The organism is Dehalogenimonas sp. W (genome assembly GCF_037094495.1).
In the GTDB taxonomy this organism is placed as follows: domain Bacteria; phylum Chloroflexota; class Dehalococcoidia; order Dehalococcoidales; family Dehalococcoidaceae; genus Dehalogenimonas; species Dehalogenimonas loeffleri.
On the sequence record NZ_CP146612.1, the window covers coordinates 378,401 to 402,780 of the forward strand.

Below are 24,380 nucleotides of genomic sequence, written 5' to 3' on the forward strand. Positions count from 1 at the left end.
ATTACCTCTTTTCAGTATTCTTGGAATTGACGATTTTGTCCACCAGACAGCTCAGGATTTCAAATTCAGCGTCATCCAGCACACCAAACACCTGATTCAACTGCTCCAGACGCTGTTGCCGAACCGCCTCCACCTGCTGGCGGCTGGCTTCCGGCAAACTTAAAATCAGGGCACGGCGATCATCCAGCGACTGCTGGCGAGTGAGTAAGCCCTTGCAGACCAGACTTTCCACCAACTGAGTGGCGGCGCTGGAGGTAATGCCAAGCAAGCCGGCCAGTTCCTTGATGCCGATGCCCTCGTTTTCGCTCACCAGATGAAGGGCCAGCCACTGGGAGTGGGCCAGTCCTTCGCCAGCGGCAGCCTGAGTGTCCGGGGCCATGAGGCGCTTTAGCGAATGGAATCGCTTCATTAAGCACCCGATTTGTTGTCGGCGGTCAGCCATCGTCAATCCTTAGATAAGTTACTATATAGATTAGCACCTTATCTAATAACCTGTCAAAAAAAACAAGGAGGGTTATCCAGCCCGATTGAGGAGATTTACAGCCAGGCTTAGTCGGTGCGGAAAGTCACCGCCAACACACCGGGGCCGCCGTGGGCGCCCAGCACCGGACCAATCCGGGCGAGGTGAATCTTGTCCATGGGAACGAATTCGGCCAGCCGTTTAACCAATGCTTTGGCCTCATCCGGCGTAGTGGAATGCACCACCGATAAGTCAACGATACTGTGGCCGGCGTTTTTGACCAGATCAACCAGTCGTTCAACCCCTTTGTTCCGGCTTCTGACCTGGCTGACCGGCACAAATTCACCGCCCTGAATATCCAGCAACGGCTTAACGTTCAGTACGGAACCCATCAGCGCCTTGGCCCGGCCGATGCGGCCGCCGCGGGCAATGTATGTCAAGGTATCAAAGAGAACTAACAGGGTGATTTTAGTGACGGAGTCGCGGGCGGCAGCGGCTACCGATTGGAGGTCGTAACCGGCCTGAGCAAGGCGGGCGGCGGTCAGGGTTACCAGACCGGTAGCCATGGAAATGAAAGTAGAGTCCACTATTTCCACCGGCACCGGGTTTTTCATCATTTTGGCCCCCTGCCGGGCAGAGGAAATGGTGCCGCTCATTTTCTCCGAAAGGTGGACAGAAACGATACCATCAGCCCCTTCAGCGATACGGTCAAAGGCATCGGCAAAGTCCTGGGGCGAGGGCTGGGCGGTTGTCGGATGAACCGGACCGTTCTGCAAGCGGGAGTAGAAATCATCCTCGGTAATATCCACCCGATCCCGGAAGGAATCAACGCCGAACTGGACATACAACGGAATGGTGGTAATATCAAATTGAGCAGCCAGCTCCGCCGGAATATCAGCCGTGGAATCAGTAACAATCTTGACGACCATGGCAAAACTCCTCCTCGCCTCGGCAATATTGCCTCAGTATAGCGTAGAAAGAGCTTATTGCCTAGTAAAAGTTGCGAATTATTACCCCGGAGGATTTAACTGTTGGCCGGCCGCTGCGGGCGGCGGTTCCGCCGGAAATTATAGGGCGTCCCGTCCCCGACCGGGCGCGGCGGTGCCGGACGGCGTTCGGGGCGGCGAGTCTCATAAGCGCCCGCAACGCGCGGCGGTGCCGGCGCGTTATACTCAAACCCCTCAACGGTGCGGCGTTCAATTGAGGTTTTCAACAGCTTTTCCAGTGACCGCACCATCGGCTCATCTTCCGGACTGACAAAGGTAAAGGCATCGCCGGTGCGGCCGATGCGGCCGGTACGGCCGATGCGATGGATATAAGCGTCGGAGGTGTCCGGCATATCGTAGTTGATGACGTGGGAAACATCGGAGACGTCAATACCGCGGGAAGCGATGTCGGTGGCCACCAGCACTTTGTAGGTGCCGTTTTTGAAGCCGTCCAGCGCCGCCTGACGGCGGTATTGCGACAGATTACCCTGAATAGAGGCGACTTTGTAACCCGCCTGCCCCAGGGCAATGGCGACACGTTCCGTTCGGTGTTTGGTCCGGGTAAAAACCAGCACCGAACCGGTTTCAATCTGCTGTAATATAATTTTAAGCAGACCGGTTTTCAGGTCCTGCCGTATCGGATAAAGGGCATGGGATACGGTGACCGCCGGCGCCACGGTGCCGATCTGCACTGTCACCGGGTCAGTCAGTATCTGGGTGACCAGCTTTTTAACATCACCGGGCATGGTGGCGGAAAATAACAGCGTCTGACGTTCCCGCACCAGACATTTCAGTATCTTGTGAATATCCGGCAGAAAGCCCATGTCAAACATGCGATCAGCTTCATCAATAACCAGCATTTCCACGTTATTGAAGTCAATAGTCCCCTGCCAGACATGGTCCAGCAGACGTCCGGGGCAGGCAATGACGATATCCATGCCGGCACGCAACTTGGATTTCTGCGCTTCCATGCCGACGCCGCCGTAAATGGCCATACTCCGGAGGCCGGTGTGCCGGGACAGGGTCTTCACGGTATCATAAATCTGTTCCGCCAATTCCCGGGTGGGCGAGATAATCAGGCCTCTTAATTTGCCGCGCTGACCGCGCAACAGTTTCTGAAGCATCGGCAGGACGAAGGCGGCGGTTTTGCCGGTGCCGGTCTGGGCCAGCCCGATCAGATCCCGGCCTTCCAGTGCCGGCGGAATGGCCTGAGCCTGGATAGGCGTCGGGGCAGTGTAGCCGGCGGATTTGACCCCGTCCAACAGGGCGGGGTGCAGGTTAAAAGATTCAAAACTCATTGGGCGCTATTTATCCTTGGATAATATTTTATATCGTGAAACGGTGAATGAAAAGACAGGGCGCCCTATCGGGATATAAACGAATTCCGGCTGAGTAGAAACGGAGTGGTTTAAAATTAACTGTCTGATAAATTGAACAATTTCTGATATATTGCTTTGATTATACAACTATTCGGCAGCGGGGCACAATTGTACCGTTTTAGACGGTTTTGAACACTGATTAAAGGACACCTCAGGCCGGCTGAGCTGTTTGATTAACCGTGCCGCAGTGGGGGCAACGCACGGTAGGGGCCTTATAATCAGGAGGCAGGCGCAGGGTGGTGCCGCAGTTTTTACAATCCAATTTCCGGTAATTGCTGATACCGAAAAGCAGGTTCTGAGTTTCCCGGGTGCGGGCTAGTTTGTCCGGCTCCCCGACCGCGCCTTCCAGCGATGGTTCCCGGACGGCCAGCGGCTGTTCCCCGACCAGAGCGGAACCCGGGATGATTTTATGATGGGCTACTTCCTCAGCTGCTTTTTCATAAGCCTGATAGGAAATCCCGCCGCCCATCTTGCGTAGAATTTTGACCCGCTCTGAAATAGGCGGATGGGTGCTGGTCAGATCCGCCGCCTTGCGGCCATGCTCCCTGAACGGATTAACCGTGTACATGGGCGCAGTGGCCTGATTAGCCGCCTTAACCTGATTAGTGGAAGCGCCCAGTTTTTCCAGCGCCGAAGCCAGGCCTTCCGGATAACGGGTGTATAACGCCGCTGAGGCATCGGCCAGATATTCACGCCGGCGCGAAACAGCAAAGTATATCAATTGAGCGAAGATAGGAGCCAGAATGATAAAGACCAGGCCGACGATAGCGATGATAGCCCCGCCGCCCCCGCCGGAGTCATTAGAACGCCGGGAACCGCCGCCGCCGGTAAAGAACATCATGCGGCTGAAGTAGTAAGACAAAAGCACGATGGTGCCCAACAGCACCGCGGTCAGCGACATCAGCAGGACATCGCGGTTTTTCACATGCGCCATCTCATGGGCGATAACCCCTTGCAGCTCATCGCGGTTCAGTTTCTGCAACAGCCCGGAGGTGATGGCTACGGCCGCCTTTTCCGGATCACGCCCGGTGGCGAAGGCGTTAAGCGCCGGGTCGTCAATTATGTAAACATCCGGCATTTTGGGTAAGCCGCAAGCGATGGTCATCTCTTCCACCACGTTAAAGAGACGCGGGTGATCTTTTTTCTCAATCTTTTTGGCACCGGCGGTGGCCAGGAGGATGCTGTCACCCTGAAAATAACCGACGAGGGTCATGACAATCCAGACCACGGCGGCGACGGCAACCCCGGCATAAGCACTATTAAAGAAATAGACGCCGATGCCATATCCGACGGCGACCAGTAAAGCCCCCATGCCGATGACTAATAGAATACTTCGGTTGCGATTGGCATTGATCTGTTCCCACATGGATCAGCCCAAAACCCCGCTGCCACAATATCTAAATTCCAATATCCAAGTCCTAAACAATCTCAAAATACAAAACCCGGTAAAACCGGCCGGTACTAGTTGAAGCTGACCTTGGGCGCATTGCGCTCGGCTTCAACCTTGACCTCAAAGAACTCGCTCATCACAAAGCTGAACATGCCGGCAATGATGTTGGATGGGAACATCTGGATCTTGTTGTTGTAACCCAGCACGGAATCATTGTAGAACTGCCGGGAAAAGGAAATCTTGTTTTCTGTGGATGACAGTTCTTCCTGCAAAGCCAAGAAGTTTTGATTGGCCTTCAGGTCGGGATAGGCCTCAGCTACCGCCAGCAGGCGGGACAGCACGGCGGAAAGCTCACCTTCCGCCTGAGCCCGGACATTAGGCGCGGATGACGATACCTGCTGAGCCAGATTGCGGGCTTTGGTGACGTTTTCAAAGACTTCACGTTCATGCTTGGCGTAGCCCTTGACCGTTTCCACCAAATTGGGGATGAGGTCATAACGCCGTTTAAGCTGGACATCAATCTGCGCCCAGGTATTTTTGACCTGGTTGCGCAGGCGCACCAAACCATTGTAGATGCCTATGAGCGCCAGCACCAGCAGTACAATGACCACCAGGATGACTATCAGGACGATTTCCATAGTGTTGTTTCCTCCGTTTTAATCGGCCGCATCGGCCTTAAGGGCTTCGCGTAAAAATGACATCATGCCGCCGGCGGGCGAATTATCTGTTACCGGCAATTGATTAAGTACCTGATGCAACTCCCCGCCGTCAAACCAAAGACCGTCTTCCCGAACGACGCAGGCGTCTATAACCACTTCCGGGGCGGTACCGATCTTCTCCTTGCGCATCGTCTGCCGACAGATAGGGCACCGGCGTTTGGCTTCTTTGACGGTGGCCTCCCGGCGATGAAAAAAGGCTTCCAGACAAACCGTTGTGTCAACCGGGCAGCTTCTTTCCACAATCAGTTCCAGTTCACCCCGATCCAGCCATACGCCGCGGCATTCCGGGCAATAGTCAACGGCGATCTGATCATGTTCAACAACGATCATCGGCGAGTGGTCTTTTGGACAGTTCATGCTGATTTAAGTTTAGGCCCAAGAGTCGACGGTGTCAATATCATCACACAGGATATAACGCCAGCGCGCTTCAAAGGTTAGAGACGCCCGCCGACTGCCCTACTGAAAGAAATCCTTGATGGTATCAAATTGAGACGGTAATAACGACAAAATAAATGGGAATTTATCCAGCAGGAAGCCGGCCATAAAGGAATCCGTCAGGGCATCGCCGCCGAAAAATTTAGCCCAGGCAGCCAAAGCCGCCCCGATGATAAACACGCCCATCAACAGAGCAAAGACGGCACCGCCCAGCCGGTTGACCCAGCCCAGAAAAACGATGGAAGCCAGCCTGGTCAATATGCCGGCAATGACGGCAAAAATAATCCAGACGGCCAGGATAATGGCAACATAGGCCACAATATTGGCCCAATCCGGATTGGAAATAAAACTGAACAGGCTGCCGGCCAAACTCTCATGGAACCGTCCGGCTAACACTACACCGACAATCAGCCCCAGTAGACCGGCCAGCGACTTGATAAGCCCCTGAGTCAACCCCCGGAATACCAGCAGTGCCAGAATAACCAATATGACGATATCTAACCAGTTCATGAAACCATTAAATCACCTTTTTACGGCTGACGCAATACCCTGTTTTACCATATGGAGATTTTTAGCTATAATAGGTGTTACCAATTTGGCGAGAGGTTAAAAAAAGAAAAATGGCTTTCAAAATTACCGAGGAATGCATCAGTTGCGGCGCCTGCGAACCGGAATGCCCCAACAACGCCATCACCGAGGGAGAAACTGTTTACGTCATTGACCCGGTCAGGTGCACCGAGTGCGTTGGTTCTTTTTCCACCAAGCAGTGCGCCGATATCTGCCCGGTTGATTCTTGTGTTCCTGACGAGGCCAATCAGGAATCTCACGAAGCGCTGCTGGAACGGTGGCGCGGCCTCCACCCCGGCGAAGAACCCAAGGTATAAATCAAAGAACAATCAAGTTCAAGAACAGGCGGCCGATATCGGCCGCCTGTTCTTGAACTTGATTCGCCGGAAAATCTAATCCTCGTTTAGCCGTTGTGTTATAATCCATCTTCGCATGGGGCTGTAGCTCAGTTGGGAGAGCATTGCGTTCGCATCGCAAGGGTCAGGGGTTCGAATCCCCTCAGCTCCACCACCATATTTAACGATATCTAGAAACACCTTCTCCCAGTCTGTTCCATCAACACGATAATAATTGTAAACGTCAATACCACCTCAGAACCGAGTTTTACCCCTGACTATTTGGTAAAACTCTTCAGAAACGGCCTACGCTCTGCCACAGAGTCCTCTTCAGATCTAAAAAAGCCGGTTATGATTTCACAGTGTTGATTTAACGATTATTCAGCAATGGCCAACTTCATAAGAGCGTTGACTGCCGCCGCCGCCAAGTTGCTACCGCCTCGGGTGCCGCGAACGGTGATATAAGGGACGTTGCGCTTTACCAGTGCCTCTTTGGACTCCTTGGCCTGGACGAAGCCAACCGGCATCCCGATCACCAAGGCGGGGCGAATTTGGCCGGCGTCAACGAGTTCCAGCAACGCATACAGAGCGGTAGGTGCGTTACCGATGGCCACAATCGCGCCATCAATTCGGTCGGCGAGCCTTTTAATAGCTACGGCGCTCCGGGTCTGATTAGTCGCACTGGCTTCATCGGCCAGATCTTTCTCATCCAGAGCACAAATGACCTGAACCCCTAACTTCTCCGCGTTCGCCCGGTTAATCCCCACTCCGACCATGCGAACATCGGTAAATACGCCCTTACCGGCACGGAAGGCGGAGATGCCTGAATCCACTGCGTTAGCAGTCATCTGGATTTTGCTAGCCAATGGTATTTCGCCGGAGGCGTGAATCAGCCTTTTGACTACTTCTCTTTCGGATCGGTTGAAGGACAGTTCCGGGAGGTTTGCTTCAATAATCTCCATGGACAAAGCCTCGATCTCTTCCGGGCGGTTGGCTTTTGCTGATTCATCAAAATGCGGTAACAACTCCGGAACGGCCGCGCCCAGTCTTTCAGCAACGAGTTCAATCAGGCTTTCTGCCCGGTCCAAAGTACCGGCCAACTTTAGTTTGAAATCCGGGTATTCTTTACTGATATCATCTATCATCATCGGGATGTCGTGGCTAACATGTTGGCCACTATATAGGAAGTACGGCATGATTACGACGTTCCGGACTCCCTCTTGATAAAGGGCGGAGGCTGATTCGGCCAGGGTAGGGTGATTGAACTGCATCGCCGCCCAACGGATTTCGATGCCCGGCGCCAGGTAACGTTTCAGGCGCGAACATAATCCCGTCATGATAGAAATAACGCTATCGGCCTTTGGGCTGCCGTGGGATAGAATTATTACTGCAGACTGGCTTTGTTTGACAGGCATCATTATCCTCCTGAGATTTTGCTACTGGATATCTCCAGCGTATCTTCATTGATGTGAAAATATTACCATTAAAGTCCTTGACAATCAACTACAGATGATATAAATTAAGTTCAATTGAATAACCCAACAATCTAAGGTAGCTCGAGAATCGGGCGTACAGGTGTAAGTCCGGTGAATAGTCCGGCACAGTCCCGCCTGCTGTAACCGGTAATTAAACGACCGGAAGTCAGAACCCTGGCCTTAGGTTAGATGGGCGCATCCGCGGAAGAAGGATAGTGCCAGTTTATTATTGACGCTGACCCTTCGGCCGCCGGCTAAAGGGTTTTTCTTTTTGTAAAGATACAGTCTCAAAAGGAGGAGAAGATGATACAAAACCGAGTTAACCCTGTACCGACCAAAATTTCCGATAAAAACCGGAAGTCTGTTATTCAAGGGGCACTCACTACCGTAGCTCTTTTATTTCTCGCTCCTAAGCAAATTTCTGCAATGCATATTGCCGAAGGTCTCCTACCTGCAGCCTGGGCAATCGGCTGGTATATCCTGGCTTTACCTTTCCTGATTGTCGGCGTCCGGATGATCTCAACCCGGGTTAAAGAAGACCGCAGAATACTGCCGTTATTGGGTTTGGTCGGGGCCGTTGTTTTTTTGATCTCAATATTCCCCATCCCAGTACCCGTCGCCGGAACATCCTCTCACCCCTGCGGCACGCCTTTGGGTGCCATTTTGCTGGGACCGTTCATCAGCACCGTGCTGGGCGCCATTGCCCTGCTGTTCCAAGCACTTTTCCTGTCCCACGGCGGTCTTAGTACGCTGGGTGCCAACATCATCTCAATGGCGGTAGTCGGTTCTTTTGTTGGTTTCGGGGTTTTCTGGCTCACCAGGCGTTTCGGGGCTAGCTTATTTTTGGCTGCTTTTGCTGCCGGCATTATAGGCGACTGGGCAACGTACACCATGACCTCATTGGAACTAGCCTCCGGACTTTCTGTTGGCAATTTCGGTGAACTATGGCGGACTTTGATTATTGGCTACGCCCCAACTCAATTGCCCCTTGGTGTCATTGAAGGCCTGTTTACCGCAGCAGTGGTGGTAGCTATTGCACAGCGTCGCCCGGAATTGTTGTCAAATTTCTTTGCCCCCAAGAAAACCGCCTTTCAAGGAGCAACACCGTGAAATCTAATAATATATTCATCAACGTTATGATCATTCTGCTGGCGGTCGCTGCCGTCGCCGGCACCTTTTACCTGGCGGATAATAATCCCGCCAAGGAGGAAGGCGTTATCAACGATGCCACCGATGTGCTGGCCAGTGGTGCCGCAACCGAGGCTGGGCGGGAAGCCCGAGATCCGATAATCAATACCGAACAAGGTAATATGCTGGTCTTTTTCTTCACGTTGGGCGGTCTTGTCGCAGGCGGATTAGTCGGTTTCAACTGGCGCAGGCTAATGACCGGCAACGAGAACCCAAAATCATCCGCAACCGGACGAGTCGGGATTCTGGCGGGATTTATTCTTGTCGGTGCTTGGATTATCCTAGCCGCTTTCGAAGCTTTTTCCGGCAACCCAATCTTCAATCCAGAATTGGGTGATGTGGTGCTCTTCATCTTCATCTCTTCCGGGTCCGTCATTGGCATCATAGCCGGCTATCAATACCAGAAGTACGCTGTTGTTAAAAACGGCCGCGCTGGAACTCAACTAATTGGCTGATTTCCATATTCTAGAAGCTGCAGCCGCCAGCGACAGTCGCCTGAGCAGGTTTGACGCTCGGTTGAAGGTGATTATCGTTATCGTTGCCATCACTGTAAACCTGTTCAGCCTCAATATTTTGGCACCCCTGTTAGTAGCTGGAATCAGCTTAGGCAGCCTTACGGTTTCCGGTATTCCCCTCAGGCTGATCCGCTTGAGGCTGGGGTTGCCTATTGTGATGGCCGTGATAATCTTTCTGACCCAGCTTTTTCTTTATGGAGAGTCGGTCATCGGTAAGATTGATGTTTTAGGGTTGACTTTGTCGATGTATTCTGAAGGTTTGGACCGTGGGTTGCTGATCATTGGGCGGGTAATTGGTGGCGCAGCTCTTGTTGTGTGGCTGAGCCTATCCACACCGGTAGAACAGCTTATAGGAGCCAGTCGCTGGTTCCGGATACCCAAAATCATCGTCGAGATCATGGCACTTATGTACCGTTTCATTTTCGTCCTCCTTGAGGAGGTCATCGCCATTCGTCAAGCACAGCATTTGCGCCTGGGTTATACCCGCTGGCGCACCGGCATTAAATCGATTTCCATCCTGGCAGCAAATTTGTTTTTTCGGGCTTATGATCGTGCCGACAAAGTCTTTGAGGCAATGAGTCTGCGAGGTTATTCCGGTAACTTGGTTTCAGTTAATAAACGCGTGCTTTCAACCATTGACTATGTATGGCTCAGTCTGGCACTATCGCTCCTTATCGCAATTTATTTCATTGGCAGGGTCGCGCTTTGATAAATCTAGATCACGTTTCCTTCCGCTATCCCGATGGCACCCGGGCATTGAAAGACATTTCGTTAGAAATTCCGACTGGCCAGTTCTGGGCTTTGCTGGGCGCCAACGGTTGCGGTAAAACTACGCTGCAAAAGCTACTGGTTGGTCTTTTCAAACCGACAACGGGTTCCATTTTGCGTGATGGCCGGGATCTGAATAAGATCAAGGACACGGAACGTTTCTCTCAAATTAACCTTGTCTTTCAGGACCCCAATGACCAGCTGTTTGCCACGACCGTCGCCCAGGACGTCGCTTTTGGCCCCGTCAATCTCGGACTTTCATCGCTTGAAGTTGAATCACGAACCCGGGAAGCACTAGCCGAGGTTGGCTTGACCGGTCTGGAAGATCGGCCGATTCATACGTTATCCTACGGGCAGAAGCGACGGGCTGCCCTGGCTGGCGTCCTGGCGATGCGCCCGGCGGTCATCCTGCTTGATGAGCCTACCAGTGGGCTTGACCCCAAAGGCATATCCGCCATTATGCATTTACTACGCAAGGTAAACCGCGATAAAGGTACCAGCATTGTCGTCGCCACCCATGATGTTGACCTGGTTCCCTTGTTCTGTGACAAGGTCGCCATTTTAAAATCTGGCGAACTGTTGTCTTGCGGGCAACCGGAAGATGTATTTGCCGATGAAAAACTCACTCGGTCTGCCGGGTTACGGTTGCCCCGTATCGCTCACCTTATGGAAATACTGGAGAAAGAAGATGGCTTATCCTTCACCCGCCGCCCGCTGACTATCGTTGCCGCCCGGCAGGAATTGAAGGAAGTTATCCGTAAAGCTGCTGATAACAAGTGACATCATGAAAATGTATTCATTTCACAGCGGTATTGTCAGGTTGAAAAAAGCGGGAGGGTATCACTAGATGCCATTGTTCATCTATGGGGTTAACCACAGTGCCACCCCGGTTCATATCCGGGAGAGACTGTCCATTACCTCGTCGCGGCTGAAAACCGGACTTGAAATGCTGCGTGATTATTTCCCTCACGCCATAATATTGTCCACCTGTAACCGGACTGAGATTTATTTTCTGGCACATTCCGGTAGTGATAAAAACATCCTGACTTTTTTCGGTGAATGGTCCAAGCTGTCCCGTCTGGAGCTTGAACAGTATCTTTACACTTACCAGGATTACGAAGCCATGCACCACTTGTTTGAGGTTGCCGCCGGTTTGGACTCCATGATTATCGGAGAATATGAAGTACTGGGGCAGGTGAAGCAGTCGCTTGAGGCTGCGCGTCAGAGTGAAATGACCAGTTTGAAGCTGGAAAGATTATTTGACCATGCTATTCTTGCCGGTCGTCGGGTCAGAGCTGAGACCGGAATAAGCCAGAATGCCTTATCCATCAGTTCCGTGGCTGTTGACCAGGTAGAAAGTATTGCCGGTAATTTGGAGCGATGTAAAATACTGGTGATTGGCGCCGGTGAAGCCGGTTGGCTGGCAGCGGAAACTATCGTTAAACGCGGCGGCAGATTGTCCGTCTATAACCGGTCTTCCGATAAGGCTCGCCTGCTGGTTGACTCGCTGGATAATGCGTCATTAGCGAAGGGTCATTTAATATGTGAACTGGAAGCGACCGACGTCGCCATCAGTTGCACCTCCGCCCCTCACCTGGTTGTCGGTTACGACCTTGTTGTTGAGGTGATGAAGTCCCGGCCTGAGCGACCGCTTGTATTTATTGACATCGCGGTGCCCCGCGACATTGATGACCGGGCGCGCGATATCGCAAATGTACATGTATTCAACATTGATGACTTGAACCATATCTGTCAGCAAAACCGGGCCAAACGGCTGGCTGAGGTTGACCGGGCGAAAACTATTCTGGCTGTTGAAATGGACCGATTTTATATGTGGTGGCAATCCCAGAAAAATCGTCCGGTCATTCAGGCCCTGTATCAAAAAGCTGAAGTAATCCGTCGCCAGCAGTACGAAGAAACCGTTAAAGCACTGCATCAATCCGATGATTTTACCTTGGAAAAAATAGATGCCATGTCGCAGGCAATAGTAAATAAACTTCTTCACAGCGTCGTGGATAAGTTAAAACTGGAGGCCTCCCGAGACAATTATCTGGACGAACTGGTTCAGGAGTTATTCAACTTGAAAGTGATGAAAGATGAAAAATCTGAGGTCTGACCAGTTTTGCCGATGAGAAAACTAATGTTGTCCGGACAGAAAAGCTGCTTATGAAGACGATGACCATAGACCGCGAACACCTCAGGCGAGGTTTTACCACTGGAGCCTGTGCCACCGCCGCAGCCCGGGCAGCCGCACTCGCCCTTATTGGTCAAAAGAGAGTAACGGCGGTGGAAATCAGCCTTTTAACTGGGGAGACGGTGGCTTTTGACGTTAGTGAATGCCGATATTCCAGGGGCGAGGCGGTGTGCCGCGTCATCAAGGACGCCGGAGATGACCCGGATATTACTCATCACGCAGTTGTGGAAGCCACCCTCAGGTGGACTGATACACCCGGCATCAAACTCGCCGGCGGCGAAGGCGTAGGGACAGTAACCCGTCCGGGTCTGGAAGTGCCGGTGGGTGAGTCGGCTATTAACCCCGGACCCCGGAAAATGATTACCGGTGAACTCATCCCGTTATTAGGTACTTGTGAGGGCGGCCGGGGGTTTTCGGTGACGGTGGCCATTATCGGCGGCGAGGCACTGGCGAAGCGCACCCTCAATCCCCGTTTGGGTATTGTCGGAGGCTTATCTGTATTAGGGACTACCGGAATCGTCATACCGTATTCGTTGGACGCTTATAAGGCCAGCATTCCGCAATCGGTGAGTATCGCCAAGGCCTGTGGCTGTCCCAAGGTGGTGGCGTCGACCGGACGCCGCACTGAGAAGTACGCTCAGGCGGCGAACGACCTTGGTGAGGAATGCTTTATTTTAGTCGGCGATTTCATGGACGAGGCGCTTCGGGCTTGCGGTGAGAAAGGTGTCCCTGAAGCAGAAATCTGGTGCATGGTCGGCAAGGCGAGCAAACTGGCGGCGGGTGAGATAAATACCCATTTTACGAAATCCGATATTGACATCGGCCTGCTTGCCGGCATTGCGGTCGAAATGGGCGCGTCCGAAGAATTACAAACCGAGTTGGGTACAACGGTCATGGCTAATGAGTTTCTCTCAAAGCTGCCTATTGAAATGGTTCCCGATTTCTGCCGCCGTCTCAGTCTCGCGGCGGCGTCACGCTGTGCTGATTTCACTGGTGGAGGACTGGTTAAGGTTGTATGTGTCGTCTGTGACTATGACGGAAAAATCCTGGGGCGAAGCGATGACTGATAAATTGGTCCACATTGTCGGCATCAGCGGTGGTCGCGAGAGTGTTCCTCCGGCTACCAGAGAAATCATTGAAACGGCAGAGTTGCTCATTGGCGGTGCTCGTTTGCTGAAGATGTTCCCCGAAATCAAGGCCGAGAGGCTAGCCATCGGCCATAACTTGCCCGAGGTTATCGCCGCGGTCAAGGATAACCTTCCCCGGCGCCGGGTAGTTGTGCTGGCATCGGGCGACCCGAACTGTTACGGCATTGCCAAGAACCTGACCGGTGCTCTGGGACCGGATAATATCAAAATAATACCGGGAATCAGTGCCTTTCAACTGGCGTTTGCCGCGGTTAAAATCTCCTGGGATGATGCCGTCCTGTCCAGCGTTCACTCCCGGCCGATTGACGACATTATCGGTCTGGTGCGCCAAAACCAGAAGGTATCGTTGTTGACCGACAGAGACAACACGCCGTCAAAAGTAGCGCAAACCCTGATTGCGGCCGGGATAGATCGCCAGGTCTATGTTTGTCAGGATCTGGGTACGGGCGATGAGCAAGTATTTTCAGGAACTTTAGCGGAAGTTGCCGCAGCTGAGTTTTCGCCGCTTAACGTGATGATTCTCTTGGGTGAATTGCCACCGAAACAAGATATGCCGTTCTTCGGGCAGGACGACACGAGTTTCATTTTCCGCACCCCTGATAAAGGACTTATCACCAAGATGGAGGTCAGGGCCATCAGCCTAGCCAAACTTGGCCTGCGGGATGATAGTGTAGTCTGGGATATCGGGGCTGGCAGCGGTTCGGTCTCCATTGAGGCTGCCCGGGTGGCACGCTGCGGCCGAGTGTTCGCTATAGAACGAGCCGCTGAAAGCCTTGAAGGATTGAAGGCCAACGTCGCAAAATTCAGCGATGGAAATATCTCTGTCATCGAGGGCGGCGCGCCTGAGGCGTTAATCGGACTGCCTGATCCGGACGCCGTATTCATCGGGGGCAGTGGCGGTAGGATAAACAAGATACTGGCTAAGATTTCCGGCCGTTTGAATACTCAAGGCCGTATCGTGCTCAATCTGGCCACAATCGAGAATCTCACCGAGGCCAGGCAAGCATTAAATGATCTTGGATTTGATTCAGATATGATTATGCTCAATATTTCGCGCAGCCGCGCGATCGGCAGTCTAACCCGGTTCGAACCATTGAATCCGGTATTCATCTTATCAGCCCAACGGCAGAAAGAGGTAAACTAGGTGACTCAAGGAAAACTATACGGTATCGGTGTCGGACCCGGCGATCCGGAACTGGTTACCATCAAGGCATTGCGTCTCCTTCGAGAAGTCACAGCTATTTTTGCCCCATGTAAAGCGGAAGGAGAGCCCAGCCTGGCCTCGCGCATCGTTTGTCAGCTTGACGGTACTCTGGGAGCTAAAATCACCAACCTTGTTTTCCCCATGTCTGATGATGAGACGGAACTCGATGCCGCCTGGCGGGCCGCTGCCCGTGCCGTTGCCGCCAAGCTCGATGACGGTCACGATTGTGCCTTCATTGCGGAGGGCGATCCGTTTTTGTTCGGCAGCTTCATCTATCTCTACGAAAAACTGGCCGCCGACGCTGACCGATGGATTGAGGTCGTACCCGGCGTTTCATCGATCACCGCCGCGCCGGCCCGCGCCGGCATTCCTCTGGTGCGAGGCGATGAGCGGCTGGCTGTTGTGCCGGCGCCTTCGGACCGGGAGGCGATTCGGAGCGTTCTCTCCGAATTTGACAGTGTTATATTCATGAAAATCAATCCGGTTTTTGATGAACTTGTCGTTGTGCTGGAAGAAATGGGGCTTCTAGGCCGGGCCACGGTGGTAATAAAGGCTTCGACCACTGAAGAGCGTATTATCCGCGACCTTAGGGAACTCAACGGCCGGAAACCCGGCTATTTTTCACTGATGATGGTACGGAGGTAAAGATGACCCAGGTATATTTTATCGGGGCCGGCCCGGGCGATCCCGATCTCATAACGGTCAAGGGCATGAAGGCGCTTGGTCAGGCGCAGGTTGTTATATATGCCGATTCGCTGGTTAATCCAGAAGTGTTGAAATTTGCTCAACCCGGTGCCGAGATTCACAAGAGTGCCGCGATGAACCTGGAAGAAACTACCGCTGTCATCGAAAAAGCGGTCGCCGATGGCAAGCTGGTAGCCCGGCTACAGACCGGCGAGCCAAGTCTCTACGGCGCCATTGGTGAACAGATGGCTGAACTGGACAAGCGGGGCATCGGATACACTGTGATCCCTGGCGTGAGCTCCCTCTTTGCCTCCGCTGCGGCGCTAAGAACAGAACTGACAATCCCAGAGGTCAGTCAGACGGTGGTTATTACCCGTCTGGCTGGTCGTACGCCCGTACCCGAAAATGAGGCATTGCACCGCCTGGCCAGCAATGGTGGCACGCTGGCTATATTCCTCAGCTCCGGTATGGTGCCGGAGGTCGCCGCCGAACTGTTAAAGGGCGGCCGCAATGCGGAGACTCCGGTGGCCGTGGTTTACCGCGCCAGCTGGCCGGAGGAAAAGGTGATCAGGACAACAATCGCCAATCTTGCGTCCGATGTCTCAAAGGCGGGGATTTCCCGCCAGGCGCTCATCATTGTCGGCGATGTACTTGCCGCGAAAGATAGGGGCATGGTTTCCAAGTTATACGATAAAGAGTTCTCCCATGGTTACCGCTAAGCTCGGCATCGTCGCTGTCACCAAAAAGGGCACGGCGCTGGGGCGGCGGCTGAAGTCACTTTCACCGCAGTCCGTACTATACGCTCCGTCCCGGTTTCTCGATAACCCGCAGACCGGCGAGCATCCCTATGAAGGACCGGTGGGTGAACTGATCGGACGGTTGTTCAAGGAATGCGGGTCAATGGCACTCATCATGGCCAGCGGTATTGCTGTCAGGGCTATTGCGCCTCACCTTAAAAGCAAGCAGTCTGATCCAGCAGTGATCGTCATTGACGAATGCGGCGAAAATGTCATCAGCTTACTATCCGGGCACCTCGGGGGGGCTAATGCGCTAACCCAGAAGGTCGCGGCGGTGTTGGGGTCGCATCCCGTGATCACCACGGCAAGCGATGTCTCGCACAACCTGTCGCCTGACAATCTGGCGGCGCGTAATAACTGGCGCACCGAACCAGGCAGCGACTTTACCGGATTGGCCGCGGCGTTAATCAACGGGGACCCGGTAGGAATTTACCAGGATTCGGGAGAGACAGATTGGCAAGAAACGATTTCAGGAAACGTTACATTGTATAAAACAATCGAGGAATTGAAATATGAGAAAGCCACAGCCCGGATGGTGATAACCAATCGAGAAGTGAAGTTGGATTCCGATATTCCGACGGCAACCTTCCATCCCAAGAATTTGGCCGTGGGCATCGGTTGTAACCGTGGCACCAGCGCCTCCATGATCGAAAAAGCGATAAACGGGGTATTTTTGAAGTACGGCTTGTCAACAATGTCAATAGCCATGCTAACCTCCGTTGATCTGAAAAGTGACGAGCTTGGACTGATCACGTATGCTAAAATGGGCGATATCCCACTTAAGTTTTTTCCTTCCGATGAGTTGGCGCGGGTTCCGGTGCCGTCATCACCGTCGGCGCACGCCCTCACTCACGCAGGGACTCCTTCGGTAGCTGAGGCCGCTGCCCTGTCAGCAAGCGGCAACACGGCGCTCCTTGTGGAAAAGCACGCGGTGGACGGTCAGGTCACGGTGGCTGTAGCTGAGATCGTCGCCAGTACAGTCAAAAGAGGAAAACTGTCGGTAGTCGGCATCGGACCCGGTGATTTCGCCGATATGAGCTTTCGCGCCCGGCAAGCCATTGATGAAAGCGATGTCGTCATCGGCTACAAGATGTACCTCGATCTAATCCAGCCGCTATTGGCTGGGAAGACTCTGATGTCCAGCGGTATGACTAAAGAGGTAGATCGAACCCGCGAAGCAGTCAAATTGGCCTGCGCCGGGAAAATAGTCTCTCTCATCTCCAGCGGGGACGCCGGCATTTATGGTATGGCCGGCCTGGCACTCGAGGTGGCGGCGGAAATGGAAGTGACGCCGGAAATCGTGGTGATTCCAGGTATTTCAGCGGTTTCAGCTGCGGCCTCGCTCCTCGGTGCACCGCTTATGACCGATTTTTGCACCATCAGTCTGAGCGATTATCTCACCGACTGGCCGAAGATAGAGAAGCGGATTGCGCTGGCCGCTGAAGCTGATTTCGTCATCGGCTTCTATAATCCCAAGAGTCGGAAACGGCCGCACCAGATCGAAAAGGCCGTACAAATTCTCTCAAGGCATCGTGACAGCGGTACCCCGGTCGGCATCGTCAGCGATGCTTACCGTCCGGATCAAACCGTGGTCATTACCGACCTGGCAAGTCTTACCCGGCAGGAAGTGGGTATGACCAGCATCGTAATCGTTGGTAATTCACAAACCACTATTATTGAAGGGCGAATGGTAACTTCCCGTGGGTATCAGCAGAAGTATGAACTTGGGGATTCGGATAGCACCTGATCAGTCTTGGTGAATTCAGATTTTGTCACGAACACGATTGCCTCTGTTCGCCATACACGTCAGACCACCACGCCGAACTCAAATCTAGAATTTGCGCCTTGTTATATACTAAGGTAACATTGGAGATTCGGGCTACACCAAACTAAACGAAAACCCTTGATCATGAACGTAGGTATACCTACACAAGGTCGGGGATCCTGGTATTCACATGATGACAAAAGCACATTCAAAAGTTCTAGCTATCGTTCCCTCAGCTCCATTTTTCTTCGGCTTTTCTACCAAAATTATTATCGGCCCCCTTTTTACACACCCCTCAAACTGGGCTATGATTGAAGCATGACAACAGATCACACAAAGGAATTATCCCCGGCACAACACCAGGAGCTTCTGATAACCCTGGAAGCCCGCTTCAAGACAAACTTCAGCCGCCACAAAGGCCTTGAGTGGGACAAGATACAGCGCAAGCTGGAAGCCAGCCCGGAGAAACTGTGGTCACTCAGTGAAATGGAAAGAACCGGCGGAGAACCGGATGTGGTTGGTTATGATGACAAGACCGGTGAATACATTTTTTACGATTGCTCACCGGAAAGCCCCAAAGACCGCAGAAGTGCCTCCTATGATCGTGAAGCGCTGGAGTCACGGAAAGAACATCAGCCGAAAAACAGTGCCGTTGACCTGGCAACCGCCATGGGTATTGAGCTTTTAACGGAAGCCCAGTATCGGGAACTGCAGGGCCTCGGCGAATTTGATACGAAAACATCAAGCTGGATACAAACACCACCAGAAATTAGAAAACTGGGGGGTGCCCTCTTCGGCGACCGTCGCTTTGACACGGTATTTATCTACCACAACGGTGCGGAATCCTACTATGCCGCCAGAGGGTTCAGCGGTCGGCTGAAGGTATAACGTAATTCGGACAGCCTCTCTTGACCAGAGGGAGCCAACAGTTGGCTTAGAAACAGCCTAACTGGCAAATGTGAACTTTTAATCCCATGGCGCTTATTTCATCAGCAATCACCATGGGATTCAACTTATGGGTCTTAGCCAGGTCAAATACCGCAGCACAGGTAAGCTGATCGTCAGCCTCCAAGCCTTCAATGGCGGCAACCACGCCGCTTTCAAGCGCTTCATAATCTGTTTTCTTCCCAGGCGTCTTGGCCACTCCGAAACAGCCTAATTGACATTTGACAACCCGGACTCCCAGGCCGTCGGCGATACTCCCGATCACAATTCGGGGGACTTTAGCTTCGTCCGCCAGCACCCAAGCCGCCGGACAAGGCAAATACCCGTCTTTCAATGAGCCTTTGACCACATTTTCCAGTTCGGCCAGGACTTCAGGGGAGAGATTACCGGGGTTGGCCGGTACGTTTATCCTTTTTTGTTTCTTCTTTTTGTCAGCTTCATTGAAATCCCGCATTACCGTTCCCCCTTTATGAATTTAATATACCATATAATAAGGAATCCCGAACATGCAGTGCCGGCTGAATGCTGGTGTCGCCCGTGCTACAATAATCCGACCAATGACCATCGCCGGTAAAAGACAGCAAGCACGGTCAAGAAACCATCCCGCTGCCGCGGTATACTGCCGGATGGAGGTAAAGTTACGGAACACTGGGAAAAGGTAAAAGCGGTTCAGCGGATGCAGGACCACATTGAACGGCAACTCCAGGAACCGATTTCACTACACGACCTGGCAGTCGCGGCCGGCTATTCCCCCTGGCATTCGGCCAGAATATTCAAAGAACTCACCGGCAAAACTCCGTTTGAATACATACGGGCTTTGCGGCTGTCCCGGGCAGCCGCCAGACTACGCAATGGCGGCGCGCGAATCATTGACGTGGCTCTGGATTTTGTCTTTGAGTCCCATGAAGGATTCACCCGCGCTTTTTCCCGTCAGTTCGGCATGAGTCCCCTTAATTACGCCAGGAACAAGCCGCCGCTCAAGATGTTTATGCCGCCCGGCGCCCGTGACTATTACCTTACGCTACAAACAGGAGACACTGAAATGGCAACCAACGACATGAATATGGACACGGTTTTCGTCCAGGTAGTAGAGCGCCCGGCGCGGAAACTGCTTTTGAAACGGGGCAAAAAAGCGACTCATTACTTTGAGTATTGCGAAGAGGTAGGCTGTGACGTTTGGGAAACCCTTTCCGGCATCAAGGATGCGCTATACGAACCCATGGGTATGTGGCTACCGGAGAACCTCCGCCCGGCAGACACTTCGGCATACGCTCAGGGGGTGGAGGTACCGCTGGATTATACAGGACAGGTACCTGAAGGGTTTGACATCGTAGAACTACCGCCATGCAAAATGATGGTGTTCCAAGGGCAGCCGTACGACGACGAGAAATTTGAGCAGGCTATCGGGGACCTGTGGGCAGTGATGAAGCGCTACAACCCGGAAACCTACGGCTTCCGCTGGGCGGATGAAGACGCCCCCCGATTCCAATTGGCACCGGAGGGGTACCGGGGTTATATTGAAGGCCGGCCGGTGAGAGAACTGAACAAAAAGTAGAATGACCTGAAGATTATCAGGCCGGGCATAACGAAAGGCCCGCGCCATCCAGCGCGGGCCTTTCGCAGGGAGGGCAAATTATTACCAGTTCTCAGCCAGCAGTTCATAATAGGACTGCGGATGTTTGCAAGCGGGGCAACATTCCGGCGCTTCGGGTCCTTCATGGACGTAACCACAGTTGGTGCAATGCCATTTTACGGTCGCCGGGCGTTTGAAGACTTCACCCTTATCAATATTAGCAGCCAAAGAACGATAACGCCGCTCATGGAACTCTTCCACCTCAGCGATTTCGCGGAAAGAAGTCGCGATATCAACAAAGCCTTCTTCATCCGCTACAGCGGCGAAATTGGCATATATCACCGACCATTCCATCTTTTCACCGTTGGCCGCTTCTTCCAGGTTTTCACGGGTGCTGCCGATGACACCGGCTGGATAAGTGGCGGTAATTTCTACATCACCGCCTTCCAGGTATTTGAAAAATACCTTGGCATGCTCTTTCTCATTTTCCGCAGTTTCAATAAAGATATGGGCTATTTGTTCAAAGCCCTCTTTTTTGGCGGCGCCGGCAAAATAGGTGTAGCGATTACGTGCCTGAGACTCGCCGGCAAAGGCGGTCAGCAAATTAACCTCAGTCCTGGTACCCTTAATTGATTTTCCCATCAACAACCTCTCTATCTGATTTATTATTTGTTTTGTCCATGATAACAGGAATTTTGTCGGTTACAAAACAGCGATATTGGCATCATCAGGTTTGAAAACTGCCGGTTTGAACGGATTGGATTCCAGCAGAGAATGGAACAGGGTGGGATAGAATCGTCTCAGGTAATTCAAGTGTTCCAGCCAGAGTTTGACCAGCGGCTGGTAGATCTTGGTGAAGTCACTGGCAAGATGATCAAGCTTAGCCTGCTTGAGAACCATCAGGTCAGGATGAGCGGCTAACTCGCCCCGCAAGTGGAACATGGCACGAAGCAAAGAATTAAACAAGTCGTGTTCAAATACATGGGGTGCCTCCAGCAAGCGGAACAACAGACCCGAAGCCAATAACTTACGCAAGGCTTCGGCATCAGCAGCTAACGGATCAATGTTAACGCGGTGAAGTTTCAAGGCCCGAGACAGAGGCGCGAAATCATCTTCCGTCCATTCAGATTGATCAGGTAATGCCGCCTGCAACCGATGGTGGTCAACATCGCACTGATGGAGCATTCTAAGGAGATTATCCCCGATTTCACTGAAAAACAGGGTGGTCAATGTATTCAACTGCTGAGCGCGGCGGGTGTCCTCCCGCTTTTCAAAAAAAAGTTGAACACTGGTAACCACTACGGCGGTAAAAAATGTAAAACCGGTAATGACAACCACCATTGAAAGAACCTTGCCTCCGGTCGTCGCCGCCACAATATCGCCATAACCCACAGTGGTGATAGTCATGACCGTCAGGTAGAAGGCATCAAAGAACGTCAGTTTCTCCACGGCCATGAAGCCGCCGGTACCGACGGCAACGATCCCGATAAGGATACCGATTACTAACAGCAGGCGTTTAAGAGTGGCGCTCATGAATTACCCCGGTACAAGTAGAATATAAATGACATCTTAACCCAAGGTGACTATTTTGCCAAATTGAAAAGGGGGCGGTATTTCACCGCTCCCCCTGTTTACGGATAGCCGATGTTATTCCAGCGGATTCATCACCCGGCCGGTGAATAAGACGGCACCAGTGGCAATATCTTGAATGAGAAAAATAAACGGCCGGTCAATGGTCATGGTGACAGGGTCACCACCCGGGGCGGAGGTCAGGTCCATGATCACGCCGGTGGCCGCTGCGGCCTCGGTGCCGGCTTCATCAACCGCCACAAAGGACTTATGAACCACATCCGCGATCAGCAGGTTCGGCTGGCCGGTGATGCCGGAAAAATCCGCCGCGTCGGTAAAGGCAACGGGCATACCCATGGCTGAGAGCGCGGATTTCAGGCTGAATGAGGACTCAAATTCAAATTTAGGCATGAACAGATTGACAAACCCATTGCGCAGATCACCGATGATGTGTTGCAGCATCACCCCGTCAAGAGTATCCTCAAAGGATTCAAAACCCCCAACCTCAGGTAGAATGATAACCATGGACAATTCACCGCCGTCATACTGCAGCTCTACCGCCTGATAGCCGGAACCGGCGGCATAGCCCAAGGTTTCACTCTGGTGCATCATGGAAACCGTCACCGGATTGCCGTTAAGCAGGTTAAAAATCCCGTCAGTTGTGGCATTCTCCTCAAACGGTTTTAGCCAGCCGCCATTAAAATAAATAGCGTTGGTCAGCACCAGCCGGGTAATTTCCTTGATGCTGCCCGGCGGCAGCAGATCCTGGATGCGTTTTTCGGTTTCCCGGGCTACCCAGTCGTTGATGGTTTTGCGGGCACCTTCCGGGTCAGCCGCAAAATCCAGCGTACGCAGCCCGGCACCGTAATTCGCCGCCAACAGGTCCAGATACGAATTTAAAAACTGAAAATCCTGCTGGCCCCAGATGGCATTAACCACCTTCAGGGAGAAGGGCTGATCATCCTTGCCTTTAGCCCCCTGACCACGGGAATTGACGGCGGCGTCCAGCGCATTCAACGCCTGATGGAGCTTAGCCTGCCCCAGAGTGAAACGCAGCGTATCGGCCATCTGCCGCTCCGTTTCACCGTTCGCCCCGGCATAGGTCATAGCCAGGGCGACAGAAATGCTGTACGGGGAGTAGAAAAAGTTGCCGCCCTCTTCTTTTAGTAACTGGTACAACGCCAGGGCGAAGTCAGTATTGCCCGACACCAGTTCGGTCATCTCCGCCGCCGGGACATCCGGCGTTTGCCGGGGCAGGTCCGACTTTAGTTCCTGGCCGTAGCTAGGACGGGTACAGGCCGACACAACAATCAGCGCTGACAGAAGCAGCGGCACCAATACTTTTTTCATGCGAACACCTCACCTGATTATAAAGTGGATTGATCGCTCAACCAACAATTATAACGCCGGAGGGGTGGTAGAGATAGGAAAGACTTTCAGTAAAAGCGTCTCAACGCCAATTTTCCAGCATCTTGTTGACCGATCGATTCATCTCAATCGCAAAATCTGCAGTGAACTTCCGAAAAAAGACATCTTGCCCCGCGTTCGTTATTTCAGGAGCATGAACACCAGCAATAAATTGAGTTTCCATATCCGTAAAAACCGTTTTCAGTTTATCAGCATCCAGTCGGCGGTATTTATCCTGATGCACAAGCCCCTCACGCGGTAGTCGGAGGGTAAGTTTACGGCGCAAGGCGCTTTCGGTCGGGTGACCAAAACATACCATAGTAATCGGCAATGTATACGGGGGTAGATTAAACAGTTCCCGATGATACTCGTAGTTCTCCAGAATATCGCCGATATAACACGAACCGATTCCTATGGATTCGGCGGCAATGACCGCGGTCTGGGCCGCTATTAAAGCATCGCAGCAAGCTAATAAAAGATCGCCGGACTGAGGGTGACGAAAAGGGCGGTTTAACTCTTTTGCGCGCGGTTCAACATTGGAAAGGTTAAAATAATCAAACCATCGCTGATAATCAGCCAGGAAAAGCAATACATAAGGCGCTTTGGCAATGAAAGGCTGATGATCACAACTAGTTGCCAATTTGTCCTTTAAGCCCTGGTCAGCAATGTCAATGACTGAATAAAGCATCAGTCCTCCGGCTGTCGGAGATCTGAAAGCGGCATTCAAAATCAGCTCCTTTTCGGAATCGGTAACTGGCTGAGAAGTATAAGCCCTTACAGAGCGGCGATTATTAATGATTTTTAATGTCTCATTCATGCACTGTCCACTCCAGTTTTTAAGGTTACAGGAACCTCACCCTTCACGAGGGTGGTCATG

26 protein-coding genes, 1 tRNA gene and 1 riboswitch are annotated in these 24,380 nt (G+C 52.5%); of the genes, 14 read left to right on the plus strand and 13 right to left on the minus strand.

Features of this window, described 5'->3' with window-relative positions:
* Position 1: 1 nt before the first annotated feature.
* The 7 genes from V8247_RS01895 to V8247_RS01925 form a co-directional block, all read right to left on the minus strand.
* Positions 2-409 (minus strand): MarR family transcriptional regulator, encoded by a 408-nt coding sequence (locus tag V8247_RS01895; protein WP_338738223.1) that lies wholly within the window; start codon positions 407-409, stop codon positions 2-4.
* 140 nt (positions 410-549) lie between these two features.
* The gene (locus V8247_RS01900; protein ID WP_338738225.1) at positions 550-1,389 is read right to left on the minus strand and encodes a DegV family protein; all 840 of its coding nucleotides are present in this window, start codon (positions 1,387-1,389) and stop codon (positions 550-552) included.
* 95 nt (positions 1,390-1,484) lie between these two features.
* Positions 1,485-2,744, minus strand: a complete 1,260-nt coding sequence (locus V8247_RS01905; RefSeq protein WP_338738227.1) for a DEAD/DEAH box helicase — start codon at positions 2,742-2,744, stop codon at positions 1,485-1,487.
* Between the two features lie 232 nt (positions 2,745-2,976).
* Entirely contained in the window at positions 2,977-4,191 is a 1,215-nt protein-coding gene (locus V8247_RS01910; RefSeq protein ID WP_338738229.1) for a M48 family metalloprotease, read from the minus strand.
* Between the two features lie 95 nt (positions 4,192-4,286).
* A complete protein-coding gene (locus V8247_RS01915) occupies positions 4,287-4,853 on the minus strand; it encodes a LemA family protein (RefSeq protein ID WP_338738231.1) in 567 nt (188 codons plus the stop codon).
* An 18-nt stretch (positions 4,854-4,871) separates the two neighbouring features.
* Complete coding sequence (locus V8247_RS01920) at positions 4,872-5,291, minus strand: zf-TFIIB domain-containing protein (protein ID WP_338738233.1); 420 nt, start codon at positions 5,289-5,291, stop codon at positions 4,872-4,874.
* A 99-nt stretch (positions 5,292-5,390) separates the two neighbouring features.
* Positions 5,391-5,879: a CvpA family protein gene (locus tag V8247_RS01925; protein ID WP_338738235.1), complete on the minus strand. Its 489-nt coding sequence runs from the start codon at positions 5,877-5,879 to the stop codon at positions 5,391-5,393.
* 110 nt (positions 5,880-5,989) lie between these two features.
* Between V8247_RS01925 and V8247_RS01930 the strand changes: the two genes are divergently transcribed.
* A complete protein-coding gene (locus V8247_RS01930) occupies positions 5,990-6,253 on the plus strand; it encodes a YfhL family 4Fe-4S dicluster ferredoxin (protein ID WP_338738237.1) in 264 nt (87 codons plus the stop codon).
* A gap of 117 nt (positions 6,254-6,370) precedes the next feature.
* A tRNA-Ala gene (locus tag V8247_RS01935) sits at positions 6,371-6,446 on the plus strand.
* A 202-nt stretch (positions 6,447-6,648) separates the two neighbouring features.
* Here the strand turns inward: V8247_RS01935 and V8247_RS01940 are convergent.
* Complete coding sequence (locus V8247_RS01940) at positions 6,649-7,686, minus strand: precorrin-8X methylmutase (protein ID WP_338738239.1); 1,038 nt, start codon at positions 7,684-7,686, stop codon at positions 6,649-6,651.
* Positions 7,687-7,803: 117 nt separating this feature from the next.
* Positions 7,804-7,944, plus strand: a riboswitch (cobalamin riboswitch).
* Between the two features lie 105 nt (positions 7,945-8,049).
* On the opposite strand from V8247_RS01940, the gene V8247_RS01945 reads away from it, so the two are divergent.
* From V8247_RS01945 to V8247_RS01995, 11 genes are all read left to right on the plus strand, one after another.
* Positions 8,050-8,856, plus strand: coding sequence for an energy-coupling factor ABC transporter permease (locus V8247_RS01945; protein WP_338738241.1), 807 nt, complete (start codon positions 8,050-8,052; stop codon positions 8,854-8,856).
* On the plus strand, positions 8,853-9,389 hold the full coding sequence (locus V8247_RS01950) for a hypothetical protein (protein WP_338738243.1): 537 nt from the start codon (positions 8,853-8,855) through the stop codon (positions 9,387-9,389). Before V8247_RS01945 ends, V8247_RS01950 begins: the two co-directional genes overlap by 4 nt.
* A complete protein-coding gene (gene cbiQ / locus V8247_RS01955) occupies positions 9,382-10,158 on the plus strand; it encodes a cobalt ECF transporter T component CbiQ (RefSeq protein WP_338738245.1) in 777 nt (258 codons plus the stop codon). Before V8247_RS01950 ends, cbiQ begins: the two co-directional genes overlap by 8 nt.
* Positions 10,155-10,997: an ATP-binding cassette domain-containing protein gene (locus V8247_RS01960; RefSeq protein WP_338738247.1), complete on the plus strand. Its 843-nt coding sequence runs from the start codon at positions 10,155-10,157 to the stop codon at positions 10,995-10,997. Before cbiQ ends, V8247_RS01960 begins: the two co-directional genes overlap by 4 nt.
* A 67-nt stretch (positions 10,998-11,064) precedes the next feature.
* On the plus strand, positions 11,065-12,333 hold the full coding sequence (gene hemA, locus V8247_RS01965; protein ID WP_338738249.1) for a glutamyl-tRNA reductase: 1,269 nt from the start codon (positions 11,065-11,067) through the stop codon (positions 12,331-12,333).
* A gap of 50 nt (positions 12,334-12,383) precedes the next feature.
* Positions 12,384-13,478, plus strand: coding sequence for a cobalt-precorrin-5B (C(1))-methyltransferase (locus V8247_RS01970; protein WP_338738251.1), 1,095 nt, complete (start codon positions 12,384-12,386; stop codon positions 13,476-13,478).
* Entirely contained in the window at positions 13,471-14,703 is a 1,233-nt protein-coding gene (cbiE, locus tag V8247_RS01975; protein ID WP_338738253.1) for a precorrin-6y C5,15-methyltransferase (decarboxylating) subunit CbiE, read from the plus strand. The genes V8247_RS01970 and cbiE overlap by 8 nt, the downstream gene beginning before the upstream one ends.
* A complete protein-coding gene (gene cobI / locus V8247_RS01980; RefSeq protein WP_338738255.1) occupies positions 14,704-15,408 on the plus strand; it encodes a precorrin-2 C(20)-methyltransferase in 705 nt (234 codons plus the stop codon).
* 2 nt (positions 15,409-15,410) lie between these two features.
* On the plus strand, positions 15,411-16,166 hold the full coding sequence (gene cobM, locus V8247_RS01985) for a precorrin-4 C(11)-methyltransferase (protein WP_338738257.1): 756 nt from the start codon (positions 15,411-15,413) through the stop codon (positions 16,164-16,166).
* On the plus strand, positions 16,153-17,991 hold the full coding sequence (cobJ, locus tag V8247_RS01990) for a precorrin-3B C(17)-methyltransferase (RefSeq protein ID WP_338738259.1): 1,839 nt from the start codon (positions 16,153-16,155) through the stop codon (positions 17,989-17,991). Before cobM ends, cobJ begins: the two co-directional genes overlap by 14 nt.
* A gap of 336 nt (positions 17,992-18,327) precedes the next feature.
* On the plus strand, positions 18,328-18,897 hold the full coding sequence (locus tag V8247_RS01995; RefSeq protein ID WP_338738261.1) for a DUF4256 domain-containing protein: 570 nt from the start codon (positions 18,328-18,330) through the stop codon (positions 18,895-18,897).
* A gap of 46 nt (positions 18,898-18,943) precedes the next feature.
* Here the strand turns inward: V8247_RS01995 and V8247_RS02000 are convergent, their stop codons facing one another.
* On the minus strand, positions 18,944-19,408 hold the full coding sequence (locus tag V8247_RS02000) for a hypothetical protein (RefSeq protein ID WP_338738263.1): 465 nt from the start codon (positions 19,406-19,408) through the stop codon (positions 18,944-18,946).
* Positions 19,409-19,630: 222 nt separating this feature from the next.
* On the opposite strand from V8247_RS02000, the gene V8247_RS02005 reads away from it, so the two are divergent.
* The gene (locus V8247_RS02005) at positions 19,631-20,509 is read left to right on the plus strand and encodes an AraC family transcriptional regulator (RefSeq protein ID WP_338738265.1); all 879 of its coding nucleotides are present in this window, start codon (positions 19,631-19,633) and stop codon (positions 20,507-20,509) included.
* 81 nt (positions 20,510-20,590) lie between these two features.
* On the opposite strand, the gene rbr is transcribed toward V8247_RS02005, so the two are convergent.
* From rbr to V8247_RS02025, 4 genes are all read right to left on the minus strand, one after another.
* Entirely contained in the window at positions 20,591-21,169 is a 579-nt protein-coding gene (gene rbr, locus V8247_RS02010) for a rubrerythrin (protein WP_338738267.1), read from the minus strand.
* Between the two features lie 60 nt (positions 21,170-21,229).
* The gene (locus V8247_RS02015; protein WP_338738269.1) at positions 21,230-22,060 is read right to left on the minus strand and encodes a potassium channel family protein; all 831 of its coding nucleotides are present in this window, start codon (positions 22,058-22,060) and stop codon (positions 21,230-21,232) included.
* A 114-nt stretch (positions 22,061-22,174) separates the two neighbouring features.
* The gene (locus tag V8247_RS02020; RefSeq protein ID WP_338738271.1) at positions 22,175-23,446 is read right to left on the minus strand and encodes a serpin family protein; all 1,272 of its coding nucleotides are present in this window, start codon (positions 23,444-23,446) and stop codon (positions 22,175-22,177) included.
* A gap of 100 nt (positions 23,447-23,546) precedes the next feature.
* On the minus strand, positions 23,547-24,320 hold the full coding sequence (locus tag V8247_RS02025) for a nitroreductase family protein (protein WP_338738273.1): 774 nt from the start codon (positions 24,318-24,320) through the stop codon (positions 23,547-23,549).
* Between the last annotated feature and the right edge of the window lie 60 nt (positions 24,321-24,380).